Origin of the sequence: Microbacterium sp. ZW T5_45 (assembly GCF_044987415.1) — a bacterium.
Lineage (GTDB): Bacteria > Actinomycetota > Actinomycetes > Actinomycetales > Microbacteriaceae > Microbacterium.
The window spans coordinates 20781-35517 of sequence record NZ_JBJDRJ010000009.1 but is presented as its reverse complement, the minus strand read 5'-3'; the positions used below and the strand labels follow the sequence as shown (position 1 = coordinate 35517).

The 14737-nt window shown below is 69.1% G+C and carries 11 protein-coding genes; 2 read left to right on the top strand and 9 right to left on the bottom strand.

The genetic code is table 11. The features are described 5' to 3' along the window. Positions 1–2: 2 nt before the first annotated feature. The 6 genes from ACI3KS_RS06460 to ACI3KS_RS06435 all read right to left on the bottom strand — a co-directional run bounded on the left by ACI3KS_RS06460 (position 3) and on the right by ACI3KS_RS06435 (position 5722). Positions 3–626: an NUDIX domain-containing protein gene (locus ACI3KS_RS06460; RefSeq protein ID WP_404916404.1), complete on the bottom strand. Its 624-nt coding sequence runs from the start codon at positions 624–626 to the stop codon at positions 3–5. 9 nt (positions 627–635) lie between these two features. Continuing rightward, positions 636–1856, bottom strand: coding sequence for an MFS transporter (locus tag ACI3KS_RS06455; RefSeq protein ID WP_404916402.1), 1221 nt, complete (start codon positions 1854–1856; stop codon positions 636–638). Between the two features lie 101 nt (positions 1857–1957). Then, a complete protein-coding gene (locus tag ACI3KS_RS06450; protein WP_404916400.1) occupies positions 1958–3166 on the bottom strand; it encodes a hypothetical protein in 1209 nt (402 codons plus the stop codon). Between the two features lie 146 nt (positions 3167–3312). Next, positions 3313–3648 (bottom strand): MTH1187 family thiamine-binding protein, encoded by a 336-nt coding sequence (locus tag ACI3KS_RS06445; RefSeq protein ID WP_404916398.1) that lies wholly within the window; start codon positions 3646–3648, stop codon positions 3313–3315. 2 nt (positions 3649–3650) lie between these two features. Beyond that, positions 3651–4889 (bottom strand): hypothetical protein, encoded by a 1239-nt coding sequence (locus ACI3KS_RS06440; protein ID WP_404916396.1) that lies wholly within the window; start codon positions 4887–4889, stop codon positions 3651–3653. Continuing rightward, positions 4886–5722 (bottom strand): NAD(P)H-hydrate dehydratase, encoded by an 837-nt coding sequence (locus ACI3KS_RS06435; RefSeq protein WP_404916394.1) that lies wholly within the window; start codon positions 5720–5722, stop codon positions 4886–4888. The genes ACI3KS_RS06440 and ACI3KS_RS06435 overlap by 4 nt, the downstream gene beginning before the upstream one ends. Positions 5723–5777: 55 nt before the next feature. On the opposite strand from ACI3KS_RS06435, the gene ACI3KS_RS06430 reads away from it, so the two are divergent. After that, complete coding sequence (locus ACI3KS_RS06430; RefSeq protein ID WP_404916392.1) at positions 5778–6845, top strand: NADH:flavin oxidoreductase/NADH oxidase; 1068 nt, start codon at positions 5778–5780, stop codon at positions 6843–6845. 60 nt (positions 6846–6905) lie between these two features. On the opposite strand, the gene ACI3KS_RS06425 is transcribed toward ACI3KS_RS06430, so the two are convergent. The 3 genes from ACI3KS_RS06425 to ACI3KS_RS06415 all read right to left on the bottom strand — a co-directional run bounded on the left by ACI3KS_RS06425 (position 6906) and on the right by ACI3KS_RS06415 (position 10848). Beyond that, the gene (locus tag ACI3KS_RS06425) at positions 6906–7967 is read right to left on the bottom strand and encodes a hemolysin family protein (protein ID WP_404916390.1); all 1062 of its coding nucleotides are present in this window, start codon (positions 7965–7967) and stop codon (positions 6906–6908) included. Further along, entirely contained in the window at positions 7964–9283 is a 1320-nt protein-coding gene (locus ACI3KS_RS06420; RefSeq protein WP_404916388.1) for a hemolysin family protein, read from the bottom strand. Before ACI3KS_RS06420 ends, ACI3KS_RS06425 begins: the two co-directional genes overlap by 4 nt. Positions 9284–9393: 110 nt before the next feature. Next, positions 9394–10848 carry a GuaB1 family IMP dehydrogenase-related protein gene (locus ACI3KS_RS06415; protein WP_404916386.1) on the bottom strand — a complete coding sequence of 485 codons (1455 nt, stop codon included), beginning with the start codon at positions 10846–10848 and terminating at the stop codon, positions 9394–9396. 160 nt (positions 10849–11008) lie between these two features. Between ACI3KS_RS06415 and ACI3KS_RS06410 the strand changes: the two genes are divergently transcribed. Next, positions 11009–14677 carry a multifunctional oxoglutarate decarboxylase/oxoglutarate dehydrogenase thiamine pyrophosphate-binding subunit/dihydrolipoyllysine-residue succinyltransferase subunit gene (locus ACI3KS_RS06410; RefSeq protein ID WP_404916384.1) on the top strand — a complete coding sequence of 1223 codons (3669 nt, stop codon included), beginning with the start codon at positions 11009–11011 and terminating at the stop codon, positions 14675–14677. Positions 14678–14737 lie beyond the last annotated feature (60 nt).

Genomic DNA, 14737 nt, shown 5'->3' with positions numbered 1-14737 from the left:
CCCTACGGTCGTTCGCTCAACGTCCAGGGCAGCGCAGCCGTCTGCAGCCGCAGCCCCTCCCAGAGGAACACGGTGCCCTCGACGCGTGTCTCGTAGGATCGGACGCTGCGCGGCTCGTCGGTGACGGCATCCGGCAGATCGCGCGCACCTCGTTCCGGTAGATCACGCTCCGACAGATCGTGGAGCGTGATCCAGGTCGGCGGAACGAGTGTCCACTCCCCCGCGGCGTGGCGTGCGAGCGCCTCGGCCGGAGAGATCCAGGCAACGTCCGATACCTCTTCAGCGGCGGGACTCAGCTCACCCGACCAGGTTCGTGTGCGGAAGAACCAGGTGCGGATCCGGGTCGGGATGCCCGGCGGCGGGGTCCACACCGAGATCGGTTCGAGCTCGGAGACGACGAGCCCGACTTCCTCTCGCACCTCGCGGATGCCCGCTCGCACTGCAGCGTCCTGCTCGCTCTCGCCCTCCACGAGATCGACGGGCTCGACGCGGCCTCCGGGGAACACCCAGGCGGACGCGAACGACCCTCGCGCGGGGCGCTGCATCAGCAGCACCTCGAGCCCCGCAACAGAGTCGCGCAGGATCACGACAGTGCCGGCGACGGGGACCTCGGCGAATGCGGCCATCCCCACACTCTAGGCGGCAGCGGGCTCCGGCTGCCGGGCCTGCACGCGGTAGGAGATCAGGGCGATCAGCAGACCGGCCGCGGCGAGCGCCGCTCCGGTCCACGCGGGGGCGGTGAACCCCCAGCCGGCGGCGATCACCAGACCGCCGAGGAACGCGCCGAGACTGTTGCCGAGGTTCAGCGAGGAGTGGTTGACGGCCGCCGCGATCGACTGGTTGTCCTCGGCCACGTCCATGAGGCGCGTCTGGATCGTCGGGCTGAGCGCCGAGGAGACGAGACCGACGGCGAACACGAGGATCACGAGCGGGACGATCCACTGCGAAGTCAGTGCCAGCGCCACCAGCACGAGCGCCATCACACCGAGCCCGAACAGCAGGGTCCGCTTGAGGTCGATGTCGGCGAGATGGCCACCGATGAGGTTGCCCACGGTCATGCCGAGGCCCATGATGACGAGGACGATCGGGACCATCCACTCCGGAGATCCGGCGACGTCGGTGACGAGCGGCGAGATGTAGCTGTACACCGCGAAGAAGCCGCCGAATCCGATCGCGCCGATCCCGAGCGCGAACCAGACCTGAGCGATGCGGAAGACCCGAAGCTCCTGACGCATCGTGCGCCCCGGCTCCCCCGGATGCGTCGGCACGAACAGTGAGATGCAGACGGCAGAGGTGGCGAAGACGAGTGCGACGACGAGGAAGGCGACGCGCCACCCCCAGAGCTGTCCGAGGAAGGTGCCCAGCGGTACGCCGACGACGTTCGCGATCGTGAGACCGGTGAGGATGAACGCGACGCCCTTGGCCCGGTTCCCGGGCCCCAGTACGTCGGCGGCCACCAGGGCGCCGATGCCGAAGTAGGCACCGTGGGGCAGACCGGCGAGGAATCGCGAGGCGCCGACGAGTTCGAAGGTCGGCAGGACCACGGTGAGCGCGTTGAACACGGTCAGCGCGATGGCCAGTCCGATCATGACGCGATGCCGAGGGAAACGCGCCACGAAGCCGGCGATCGTCGGTGCGCCGACGACGACGCCGAGCGCGTACAGCGAGATGAGCCAGCCGGCCTGGCTCAGCGCGTCCTCCGGGCTGGACGCCCAGAGGGTGGGGAGCAGATCGCTGGCGACGTCGGGCAGCAGGCCCATGACGACGAACTCGGTCATGCCGATGCCGAAGCTGCCGATGGCGAGGGAGAGGAGCGCCCTCTTCGCCGCACCCCTCGATTCAGTCGAGGGATTCACCAGAGAAGTCTACCGGCCGCTGAACTGTCACCGCGTCGCCACCGACAGGGATAGGCATTCGTTGTACCGCCGCGCAGCGAAGCCGAACCGACCGCAGGCGATCAGAGAGCGGCGTTCTCCTGCGCGCGGCTCGCTTCTTCCACCATGAGTCGGAGCGCGAGGATCAGTTTCCACCTCTCAGCTTCTGAGCTCATCCATTGTGCGGAGGTGCGGGCCGTCAGATCTCCCCCATTCTCCCCACCGATCGCGCGTGCCCCTGCCCTCTTGATGGGCCCGCCTGCCTTCTTCCCGTCGATCGTGAACACCGACTGGGAAGATGCATCCTGGAGGAAGACCGCCTGGGGAAACACTCCGCCGGACGGGACCAGCTTGAGTCGGCTCCCTCGAGGATGCGCGAGGGCGATGTGGAGTTGCCCTCCCGCGCTGGGCCTCATGATCGAAGCGACGCCTGGAAGCAGATCGGCATCTACTCGAAGCTCGTTGCGGATGGCCGCGGCGTACAGATCCTCTATGTCGGGGTACTGCGTTCGACACAGCGACTCGATCACGTATCGAAGCAGGGACTCCAATGGCTCGTCGACGCGTGCCGACGAGATGGTTCGATCCCGCTGTTCCTGTCTCACTGATGCGCCGGCGGCTTCCCTCCTCGCTTCCTCGTCGTCTTTGAGCGGCTTCGCCAGGATCGGCCGGCCTCGGTCGTCCCTCTGCCAGGCCACGTCATGGAGTGAGAAGCGCATCTCGCGAAGGACGAAATACGCCCGCGCTGGCTGCGGCACGTGTGGGCGCAGGACATGCTGCTGTGGTCGCGTGACCCTATCGCCCTCAAGAGGATCGAGCTGAACCTCCATGCCATCGGATACCCGGACAGGCACTGGCGCCCGCCATCGGAGGGGCATCCGGTCGCTGAAGACGAACTCGATGAACCAGGTGCCACGCGGAAGCTTGAACTCGCGATCCATGCCGACCTCGAGGCCGGTCGTCTCGAGGGAGTCAGTTTCGTCCGCGACGATGAGGTCAAGATCGAAGACCGCGGCGTCCGCATCGTTCGCCACCACTACGCCCAAACGTCGCCCGTCAGTGCTCTCAACGATCCAGCCGTCCACGCGGGATGCACGGTTCTGCTCCTGTTGCGACTCCCATTCGGCACGAGTCTGTCGCGGCTGCCAGAGCACGGCGACGAATACCGTCACCAAGATCGCCAAGGTACTGAGGATCGGCCCTAGGGTATCGCCGACAGGCCCGGTGAAGGTCGCCCAGAATTCTCTCGCGTCTGCATGGGAACGCTGAGATGCAGCCCATGCATTGAGCATGCCCCAGAGCATGAGCGCGATGATTCCGAGGAACAGCAAGACCGCCAGACCCCAACCGATGATCGAGCCTCGAGCGCGCGGCCACCATCGGGTCGACCGGCGGTCACGAGACCAGTCGCGTGACCGCCGGCCCCGCAGGTCTCTCGTCACGAGTCGCCATCCGAAGCGTCGATCGCCTGCTCGAGCCGCTCGATCTTGGCGTCGAGCTCACCCGAATAGCCCGGACGGATGTCGGCCTTGAGCACGAGAGACACCCGCGAGCCGAACGGCATCACGGCCTCGGTCGCCCGCTTCACGACGTCCATGACCGAGTCCCAGTCCGGACCTTCGACCTCGGTGAACATGCTCGTCGTGCGATGAGGGAGGCCTGAGTCGCGCACGACCGTGACGGCGGCGGCCACGGCGTCGTGCACGGAGGCGTCGTTGCGGTCTGAGCCGTCGGCGGGTGCGCCGCTGGGTGCGACGGAGAAGGCGATGAGCATGTTCACTCCTTTGGGGTTACGGGGATTCGAGGGACGGGCACCCGCACGAGTGAGCGGATGCCGAGGATGAGAAGGACGAGCAGCAGCAGGTTGCGCAGGCTGAGCACGAGGATCGGGAGCACCTCGGCGCGCAGAAGCGCGTCATATGTGAGCGGATAGACGATGCATGTCAGCAGAGCGAGTGCGAGCACGACGACAGCCGCCCCTCCGGCACGCCGCCGGTCGAGGGCCAGCCACACGACCACCGGGGCGATGAGCCAGGTCTGGAACTGCGGTGAGCCGACCTTGTTCGCCACGATCAGCGCCGTCACGAGAGACAGCGCGAGGGGCGGAAGGATGCGGATCGCGCTCGCCCCGCCGATCGTCTTGACCACCCCCAGCACCCCGATCACCAACACGAGGGCAGCCATGACGGGAGTGAGGGCGGCGCTCACGGCATCCGCGCCGTCGGCCGCGATCTGGAAGGTGAGGATGTCGAAGCTGTACTCGATGCGCGCTTCGCCCAGGACCGCGAGCCAGAGGAACGGCGTCGCGGCCACGGCCTCGATCTGGAGCCCACGTCCGGTCTGCTCGGTGAGGAAGCCGAGGATCTCGGTGTCGGCGCCGAGGGCGAGCAGACCGAGGACCACCGCGACGCTCACCGCGGCAGCCGCGAGGATCACGCTGATCCGTCGGCGCAGGGAGACGACCGCGGCGACCACGAGCGCTCCGGGCCAGATCTTGATCCAGGCACCCACCGTGAGCAGGACGCTCGCGACGACCGGCCGCCGCGCGAGCCAGAGACCCGCGACGACCACGAGAGGCACCGTGACGGCATCGATCCGGTACAGCGCGATCGGCCCGAGCAGGAACAGAGCCAGGCACCAGAACACCCCTGCCGTGCGCCGACCGCGCCCCGGCGAGCGCCCGAGCAGCAGAGAGAAGGCGAGCGCGTCGAGCACGCTCACGAGCACGGCCCAGGCGACGAGATAGGCGCCGGAGACCCCCATGCCGGCGATCAGCGGCAGCGAGAGCACCTTCGCCACCAGCATCGGGATGAGCGCGAGCTGCGGGTACACCCACGTCTCGGTGACGCCGACGACCGGACCACCGCCCAGCGCGGACGTCGCCCAGGGCTCGTACACGAGCACCACGTCGCCCATCGGCTGGCTCGGATACACCCACCCCAGCAGAGCGACCAGCACATGCACCAGCAGGAACACGCCCCAGAGAGCAGAGAGCGGCGGTCGCAGAGACGTCACGCGATCAGGTCCCCGATGACGAGGGGAAGCGCCGAGGCGACGTCGAGTGCGACGATCGGGTGCCCGGCGGCGCCGTCGATCGCACCGGACGCCACTCGTGCCGCGCGGCCGTGCACCCACGCCGCCGTCGCAGCCGCCTCGAGCAGGGGCCGCGTCGGGTCGGCGGCGATGACCGCCCCGAGCACCCCCGCCAGAACGTCGCCGGTGCCGGCCGTGGCCAGCCATCCCGTGGACTCCGAGACCGCGATGAGACCGCCGCGCGCATCCGCGACGAGAGTCGTCGCGCCCTTGAGGAGGACGACACCGCCGATCTCCGTGGCGACGTGCGCGAGCGCCTGCTCGCGGGGAGCATCGTCAGCCGCGGCGAGTCCGAGGCGCTCCTGAAGGCGACGGAACTCCCCCGCGTGCGGGGTCAGCACGACGGGGGCGGATGCTCCGGGGGCGAGGTCGAGGGCCCCGGCGTCGACGACGACGGGGACGTCGCCGGCGAGGAGCTGCCGCAACGCCGCGGTCTCCTCGAATGAGCGATCCTGCGGGTCGATTCCCGAGCCGATCACCCAGGCATCGGGTCGCGAGCGCCCCGCGTGCGGTCCCGTCACGGTCTCGGGGCGTCGGGAGAGCACGGCATCCGCGACCCGCTGGGCCCCGATGTGACGCACGAAGCCGGCGCCGGCCCGCCAGGCGGCCTCGACCCCGAGGACCGCGGCACCCGGGTATGCGGACGATCCGGTGCGCAGGGCGACGACTCCCCTCGAGTACTTGTCGTCCCCGCGGGTCGGAACACGGAAGAACCTCGCCGTATCGCTGCGCGACCACTCGCGGATCTCGGTCATGACTCCACGTTAGCGGGACGGCCCCACCCCCTGTCGCACGCATTACCGTCGAGGGGTGAGCATCCTCTTCTCCCCTTTGAGCATCCGTTCCACGACGTTCCGCAACAGACTGTGGGTGTCGCCCATGTGCATGTACAGCGCCGTCGACGGCGTCGTGCAGGAGTGGCACCACACGCATCTCGCGCAGTTCGCCTCCGGCGGCGCCGGCCTCATCGTCGCCGAGGCGACCGCGGTGGTCCCCGAGGGACGCATCTCGCCGAGGGATGCCGGGCTGTGGACCGACGAGCAGCGCGACGCCTGGGCACCGATCGTGACGGCGATCCATGACCGTGGCGCGGCGGCGGGCGTGCAGCTCGCGCATGCGGGACGCAAGGCATCGACCTGGTGGCCGTGGGCCGAGCAGCGCGGATCCGTCCCGACGGACGACGGTGGCTGGGCGACCGTCGCCCCCTCGGCCGTCGCCTTCGACGGATACACCGAGCCCTCCGCACTCGACGCCGCCGGCATCGACGCGGTCGTCTCAGCTTTCGCAGCCGCCGCGCGGCGCGCGGTCGACGCGGGCTTCGACGTGCTCGAGATCCACGGCGCCCACGGCTATCTGATCCACCAGTTCCTCTCGTCGCTGTCGAACCTCCGCGAGGACGACTACGGGGGCTCCGTCGAGAACCGGGCCCGCCTGCTGCTTCGTGTCGTCGACGCCGTGCGCGCCGAGGTGGGCGAGGGCGTCCCCCTGCTCGTGCGGATCTCGGCCACCGACCACGCGGAGGGCGGCTTCACCCCGGAGGAGGCGACCGTCGTCGGCGAGTGGGCGGTCGCGCACGGCGCCGATCTCATCGACGTCTCCAGCGGCGGCCTGGTCGCCCATCAGCGGATCAGCGTGTTCCCGGGATACCAGGTCCCGCTCGCCGAGACGGTCCGCCAGGCCGGCCGCATCCCGGTCTCGGCCGTCGGGCTCATCACCGCGGCGGAGCAGGCCGAACAGGTCCTCGCCCAGGGCGCGGCCGACGCGATCTTCGCGGGTCGCGAGTGGCTGCGCGATCCGCACTTCGGCCTCCGCGCCGCACACGAGCTCGGGGCGGACGTCCCCTGGCCGCCGCAGTACGAGCGCGCGCACTGGCGCTGAGACACTTGGCGAGGGCCGCCGCCCGGATGGGGTGGCGGCCCTCGCCGTGAGATCCGGAGGTCAGTGCCCGCGGACGCGACGCGTCGCGTCCTGCACCTCTCCGACGAGTTCCTCGAGGATGTCCTCGAGGAACAGCACAGCGGTGGTCTCGCCCGAGGAGTCACGCACCTTGGCGAGATGACGGCCCGCTCGGCGCATCACAGCCAGCGCGTCCTCGAGGTCCGTGTCCTCCTGCACCGGCACCATGTGGTGGATGCGCTTGGCCGGCAGCGGGACCGCCATCTTCTCCTCGGCATCCGGTCCGTCGGCGGCCCGGAGGATGTCCTTGAGGTGCACGTAGCCGATCGGGGCGGCATCCGCGTCGACGATCACGTAGCGCGAGAAGCCGTAACGGGCCACGGCCCTCTCGATGTCGTCGGGCGTGGTGGTCTGCGGCAGCGTGACGAGGTCGCCGAGGGGCACGGCCACGTCCCGCGCCTTCTTGTCGGTGAACTCGACCGCCGCGGCCACGGTTCCCGCCGCATCGTCCAGCACGCCCTCACGACGGGACTGGTCGACGATGGTCGCCACCTCGTCGAGGGTGAAGGTCGATGCCGCCTCGTTCTTCGGCTCGACGCGGAACAGGCGCAGCACGCCGTTCGCGGCGGCGTTGAGCACCCAGATCACGGGCATGAAGACCTTCGACACCCAGACGAGAGCCGGGGCGAGCAGCAGCACGGCCCGGTCGGGAACCGAGAACGCGAGGTTCTTCGGCACCATCTCGCCGAACACGACGTGCAGGAACGACACGAGCAGCAGCGTGATCGTGAACGAGACCACGTCCACGACGCCGTCGCTCCAGCCGAGTGCGTGCATGGGGGCGGCCAGCAGATGGTGGATCGCCGGCTCCGAGACGTTGAGGATCAGCAGCGAGCAGATCGTGATGCCGAGCTGCGAGGTCGCCAGCATCAGCGTGGCGTGCTCCATCGCGTACAGCGCCGTCTTCGCGGCACGGGAGCCCTGTTCCGCGCGGGGTTCGATCTGCGAGCGCCGCGCGGAGATCACCGCGAACTCCGCGCCGACGAAGAAGGCGTTGCCGACCAGCAGCACCACCAACCAGACGATTCCGGCCCAGTCGCTCATCGGGTCTCCTCGCCCTCGTCGCCGTCGCGTTCGCTCGGGACATAGCGGATGCGGTCGACACGGCGGCCGTCCATGCGCACCACGCGCAGGGTCCCGGTGTCGACCGACACCTCGTCGCCGACGACCGGGACGCGTTCGAGCACGCTCATCACGTACCCGGCGACCGTGTCGTAGACATCGCCCTCCGGCACCTCGACACCGGCCCTGCTGCGCAGTTCGTCCGGACGCAGCTCTCCGGGGAAGGTCACGCCGTCGCGGCCCACCACGATGCCTGCGCGGCTGCGGTCGTGCTCGTCGGAGACCTCGCCGACGAGCTCCTCGATGAGGTCCTCGAGGGTGACGAGGCCGGCGGTGCCGCCGTACTCGTCGACGACGACGGCGAGCTGATAGCCCCGGGCGCGGAGTTCGGAGATCAGCGCGTCGATGTGCACGGTCTCCGGCACGCGCAGCGGTTCGGTGGCGAGAGCGCCCACCGGCACCTCGGAGCGGCGGTCGCGCGGAACGGATACGGCGGCTTTCAGGTGGACGACGCCGGTGATGTCGTCGAGATCGTCGTCGTACACGGGGAAGCGGCTGTGGCCTGTGCGACGCGCGAGCTGGATCACGTCGTCCGCCGAGTCGCCGGCGGCGAGCGCGTGCATGCTCGGACGCGCGGTCATGACGTCGGCGGCGGTGAGCCGGGCGAACGTGAGAGTGCGGTCCAGCAGCGTCGCGGTGTCGGCCTCCAGCAGACCGGCGCTCGCGGATCGGCGAACGAGCGAGGAGAGCTCCTCAGCAGTGCGGGCTCCGGACAGCTCCTCCTTGGGCTCGACGCCCATGCTGCGCAGCACGCCGTTGGCGCTGCCGTTGAGCACGACGACCGCGGGCTTGAAGACCGTGGTGAACGCGACCTGGAAGGGGATCACGAGCTTCGCGGTCGCACGCGGAAGGGCGAGGGCGAAGTTCTTGGGAACGAGTTCACCGAGGATCATCGAGAGCGCGGTGGCGACGAGCATCGCGACGACCGTCGCGATGGGCGCGATCGCGGCGTCGGGGATGTGCCAGGCCACGAGCGTCGGCCGCAGCAGGTTCGACAGCGCGGGCTCCATCGTGTATCCGGTCAGCAGCGTCGTGAGCGTGATGCCCAGCTGGGCAGACGACAGATGCGTCGAGGTGTGCCGGAGCGCACTGATCGTGAGGGAGAGACGGGACTCGCCGCGCTCCTGACGCGCTTCGAGCTCGGCCCGGTCGAGGTTCACCAGCGCGAACTCGCTGGCGACGAACAGTCCGGTGCCGATCGTGAGCAGAAGCCCCACGCCCAGCAGGATGTAATCCATCAGTGTCTCCTCTCGCTGTCGAGAGGCGGGCGGTGGGGCGATCTACTGCAACTGGGAGGGTCGTCCATGGTGTGTCGATTGTACAGAAGTCGACGATGCGCCAGGCGCGTTCACCAGCTGACGGGGAGTGCTTTGCCCTCTTCATACCCGGCCGCGGACTGCAGGCCGACGAGTGCCCGATCGTGGAACTCGGGGACGGATGCCGCGCCCGCGTAGGTGAACGACGACCGCACGCCCGAGGTGATCATGTCGAGCAGATCCTCGACTCCCGGACGCAGCGGGTCGAGGTAGATCTTCGACGAGGAGATGCCCTCGGCGAACAGCTCCTTGCGTGCCCGCTCGTACGCGTCCAGTCGCCCGAACCGCTCCTGCACGGCCTTGGTCGACGCCATGCCCCAGGACTCCTTGAAGATGCGCCCCTCCGCGTCGGTCTGCAGCTCGCCCGGCGCCTCGATCGTGCCGGCGAACCACGATCCGATCATCACGGAGGCCGCTCCGGCGGCGAGCGCGAGCGCGACATCTCTGGGGTACCGCACTCCCCCGTCCGCCCACACGTGCGCTCCCAGCGAACGAGCGGCCTCGGCGGTCTCGAGAACGGCGGAGAACTGCGGACGCCCGACGGCGGTCATCATCCGGGTGGTGCACATGGCGCCGGGGCCGACACCCACCTTGAGGATGGTCGCGCCCGCCTCCACGAGATCGTGCACGCCGTCTGCGGTGACGATGTTGCCCGCGACGATCGGGAGCCCGAGTCCGAGGGCGGATACCGTGCGCAGCGCACGCAGCATCCCCTCCTGATGCCCGTGGGCGGTGTCGAGCACGAGCACGTCGACTCCGGCGCCGGCGAGTGCGCGCGCCTTGGCCGCGACGTCGCCATTGATGCCGACCGCCGCGGCCACGGCGAGGCGGCCGTCTCCGTCGAGTGCAGGGCGGTACAGCGTCGCACGCAGAGCGCTGCGTGCGCTGAGCGTGCCGACGAGGTGGCCGTGATGCACCACGGTGACCATCTCGGCTCCGGACTCGGTGATCACGTCGAACGCGTGGCGCTCCGAACCGATGTCGTCGGCGTCGATCGACGGGGTGCCGCTGTGCACGAGGTCGCCGAGCTGGGCGTCGGGCAGCGCCGTCGCGAGGCGCGCCGCGGGCAGGATGCCGCGGATCGCGGCCGTGTCGTAGGGAGCGGTGCCTTCGGCGACCACGATGCCGTGGCCCGCGGTGGGCGGGAGCAGACGCAGGGCATCGGCGACCGAGGCCTCTGGCGGCAGCACGAGCGGGGTGTCCCACAGCACCGGCTGCGCCTTGACCTCGCGGATCGCCGCGTCGAGTCCCTGCAGCGGCATGTCCTGCGGCAGCACCCCCAGTCCGCCTCGCCGAGCGATCACCGCGGCCAGCCGCGGCCCGGTCACGGAGTTCATGTTCGACGCCACGAGCGGGAGCGTCGCCGGGGTCCCGTCACCGGGCGCGAGGTCGACCTGGAGTCGGCTGGTGACGGCCGATCTGCGCGGGACGAGGAACACGTCGGAATAGGTCAGATCGACGGTGGGCTGGCTGCCTGCGAACTCCATGTCTACACGGTACCCAGATCGACACCGCCGTGGCGCGTCGCGACGACGAAGAGGAGGTCGAAACACGTTAGGCTTGAGCCCGAGAGTGTGCAGACCCGGGCGCATCCTGGGTCGCTGCGAGCACAACACGGAATTCAGCGATGAAAGAGGGCGATCGAGCGTGTCGAACCAGGTGACCGGCGTCGGGGGCGACGGGGGGTTCGGAGCCAATTCCTGGCTCGTGGAAGAGCTCTACGAGCAGTTCAAGGAGAACCGCGACTCCGTCGACAAGGAGTGGTGGCCCGTTCTCGAGAAGTACGCGGCCGAGTCCGCGGCATCCGGTGCCGCTCCTGCGGCCGCCCAGCCCGCGCATCCGGTCACTGCTCCCATCCCCGTGATCGGCGCCCAGCCCGTCGCGCGAACGACCGCCAAGCCGGCGGCCGCCGCGCCGATCCCCGCTCAGGCACCGAAGCCCGAGACCAAGGATGCTCCGGCAGAGGCAGCGCAGGAGGACAAGGTCACCCCGTTGCGGGGCCTGCCCAAGACCCTGGCAGCGAACATGGACGAGTCCCTCACCGTCCCCACCGCGACCAGCGTCCGGACGGTGCCCGCGAAGCTGATGATCGACAACCGCATCGTCATCAACAACCACATGTCGCGCACCCGCGGCGGCAAGATCAGCTTCACCCACCTGATCGGCTGGGCCCTGATCCGCACGCTCGACGAGTTCCGCTCCCAGAACGTGTTCTACGCCGAGGTCGACGGCAAGCCCTCCGTGGTCGCTCCCGCGCACGTCAACTTGGGCATCGCGATCGACCTGCCCAAGCCCGACGGCACTCGCGCGCTCATGGTGCCCAGCATCAAGCGCGCCGAGACGATGAGCTTCAGCGAGTACCTCACCGCCTACGAGGACCTCGTCACCCGTGCTCGCGGGAACAAGCTCACGGCCGCTGATTTCCAGGGCACGACGGTCTCGCTCACGAACCCGGGAGGCATCGGCACCGTGCACTCGGTCCCCCGCCTGATGAAGGGGCAGGGCTGCATCATCGGTGCGGGTGCTCTCGACTACCCGGCGGAGTTCCAGGGCGCGAGCCAGAAGACGCTCAACGAGCTCGCGATCGGCAAGACGATCACCCTGACGAGCACGTACGACCACCGCGTCATCCAGGGTGCGGGATCCGGTGAGTTCCTCAAGAAGGTGCACGAGCTGCTCATCGGACAGCGCGGCTTCTACGACGACATCTTCGCCGCCCTCCGCATCCCGTACGCACCGATCCGCTGGAACCCGGACATCGCCGTGGACCTCGCCGAGCGCGTCGACAAGCAGTCCCGCGTGCAGGAGCTCATCAACTCCTACCGCGTGCGCGGGCACCTGATGGCCGACATCGACCCGCTCGAGTACCAGCAGCGCTCGCATCCCGACCTCGAGATCGAGAGCCACGGGCTCACGTTCTGGGATCTCGACCGCGAGTTCGTCACCGGCGGTTTCGGCGGGCGCCGGATCGCCAAGCTCCGCGACATCCTCGGCGTCCTGCGCGACTCGTACTGCCGCACGCTCGGCATCGAGTACATGCACATCCAGGACCCTGAGCAGCGTCGCTGGTTCCAGGAGAAGGTCGAGGTCAAGTACCAGAAGCCTGGCCACGACGAGCAGCTGCGAGTCCTGCGCAAGCTCAACGAGGCCGAGGCCTTCGAGACCTTCCTGCAGACGAAGTTCGTCGGCCAGAAGCGCTTCTCGCTCGAGGGCGGCGAGTCCCTCGTCCCCCTGCTCGATGAGATCCTCCAGGGCGCGGCGAACGCCGGCCTCGAGGGTGCCGCGATCGGCATGGCCCACCGCGGCCGTCTGAACGTGCTCACCAACATCGCGGGCAAGACCTACGGGCAGGTGTTCCAGGAGTTCGAGGGCACCCAGACGCCGGGCAACCAGCGCGGCTCGGGAGACGTGAAGTATCACCTCGGCACCGAAGGCACGTTCGTCGCCGAGGACGGCGCGGAGCTTCCGGTCTATCTCGCGGCGAACCCCTCTCACCTCGAGACCGTCGACGGCGTTCTCGAAGGCATCGTCCGCGCCAAGCAGGACCGCAAGCCGATCGGCACGTTCACCTGGCTTCCGATCCTCGTGCACGGCGATGCCGCTTTCGCCGGTCAGGGCGTCGTCGTCGAGACGTTGCAGATGTCGCAGCTGCGCGGCTACCGCACCGGCGGCACGATTCACGTCGTCGTGAACAACCAGGTCGGCTTCACCACCACCCCGAACGACGGCCGCACCTCGGTGTACTCCACCGATGTCGCGAAGACGATCCAGGCACCGGTCTTCCATGTGAACGGCGACGATCCGGAAGCCGTCATCCACGTCGCCCAGCTGGCGTTCGAGTATCGCGAGCGCTTCCACCGCGACGTCGTGATCGACCTGGTGTGCTACCGCCGACGCGGGCACAACGAGGGCGACGACCCCTCGATGACCCAGCCGCTGATGACCGACCTGATCCAGGCGAAGCGCTCGGTGCGCAAGCTCTACACCGAGTCGCTCGTCGGCCGAGGCGATATCACCGAGGAGGAGTACGACCAGGCCAAGGCCGACTTCCAGAACCGTCTGGAGATCGCCTTCGCCGAGACGCACGCCGCGGAGACCGGCGCGTTGCCGATCGCGCCCGAGGCTGCCCCGGTCGATGACGCCGTCGGCGCCCCCGACATCACGGGCGTGCCGAACGAGGTCATCCAGCTCATCGGAGACGCGTTCGTGAACAAGCCCGAGGGCTTCACGGTGCACCCGAAGATCCAGCAACTGCTCGACAAGCGTCTCGACATGAGCCGCAACGGCGGCATCGACTGGGGCTTCGGCGAGCTGCTCGCCTTCGGCTCGCTGCTCGTCGAGGGCACCCCGGTGCGCCTCGCCGGGCAGGACTCGCGTCGCGGCACCTTCGTGCAGCGTCACGCCACCCTGCACGACCGCGCCAACGGCCAGGAGTGGCTGCCGTTGTCGAACCTGTCCGACGCCCAGGGCCGCTTCTTCGTCTACGACTCACTGCTCAGCGAGTACGCCGCCCTCGGTTTCGAATACGGCTACTCGGTCGAAGCCCCTGAGGCGCTCGTGCTCTGGGAGGCGCAGTTCGGCGACTTCGTGAACGGCGCGCAGTCGGTGATCGACGAGTACATCTCGGCCGCCGAGCAGAAGTGGGGACAGCAGTCCAGCGTCACCCTGCTGCTCCCCCACGGCTATGAGGGCCAGGGGCCGGACCACTCGTCCGCCCGCATCGAGCGCTTCCTGCAGCTGTGCGCGCAGGAGAACATGATCGTCGCCCGGCCGTCGACTCCGGCGTCGCACTTCCACCTGCTGCGCCGCCAGGCGTACTCGCGTCCCCGCAAGCCGTTGGTCGTCTTCACTCCGAAGGCGATGCTGCGTCTGCGCGGAGCGACGAGCCCCGTCGAGGCGTTCACCAGCGGCCGCTTCGAGCCGGTCATCGACGATGACCGCGGCCTCGACCGCAGCGCCGTCAAGCGAGTGCTCGTGCATTCGGGCAAGGTGCACTGGGATCTGCGGGCGGAGCTCGACAAGAACCCGAACCCCGAGGTCGCCCTCGTCCGGCTCGAGCAGCTCTACCCGACGCCGATCGACGAGCTGAAGGCCATCACCGACTCGTACCCGAACGCGGAGCTCGTGTGGGTGCAGGAGGAGCCGGAGAACCAGGGCGCGTGGCCGTTCCTCGCTCTCGCCTTCGCCGACGTGCCCGGCGACCGGACGTTCCGCCCGGTCGCGCGGTCCGCATCCGCATCGCCGGCCACCGGATCCTCGAAGGTGCATGCGGCGGAGCAGGCGACCCTGATCCGCGAGGCGCTCACGCTGGGCTGATCACCGCCCGGCATACGGATGCCGGTCAGGATGGCAGATGTCGGTCGGAATCAGATTCCG

What these genes read in the sequence shown, in the direction of transcription:
- ACI3KS_RS06420 (WP_404916388.1), bottom strand. Translation starts at nt 9,283, where the DNA reads ATGGATTACATCCTGCTGGGCGTGGGGCTTCTGCTCACGATCGGCACC.
- ACI3KS_RS06445 (WP_404916398.1), bottom strand. Translation starts at nt 3,648, where the DNA reads ATGCTCATCGCCTTCTCCGTCGCACCCAGCGGCGCACCCGCCGACGGC.
- ACI3KS_RS06415 (WP_404916386.1), bottom strand. Translation starts at nt 10,848, where the DNA reads ATGGAGTTCGCAGGCAGCCAGCCCACCGTCGATCTGACCTATTCCGAC.
- ACI3KS_RS06435 (WP_404916394.1), bottom strand. Translation starts at nt 5,722, where the DNA reads ATGACCGAGATCCGCGAGTGGTCGCGCAGCGATACGGCGAGGTTCTTC.
- ACI3KS_RS06460 (WP_404916404.1), bottom strand. Translation starts at nt 626, where the DNA reads ATGGCCGCATTCGCCGAGGTCCCCGTCGCCGGCACTGTCGTGATCCTG.
- ACI3KS_RS06450 (WP_404916400.1), bottom strand. Translation starts at nt 3,166, where the DNA reads ATGCTCAATGCATGGGCTGCATCTCAGCGTTCCCATGCAGACGCGAGA.
- ACI3KS_RS06425 (WP_404916390.1), bottom strand. Translation starts at nt 7,967, where the DNA reads ATGAGCGACTGGGCCGGAATCGTCTGGTTGGTGGTGCTGCTGGTCGGC.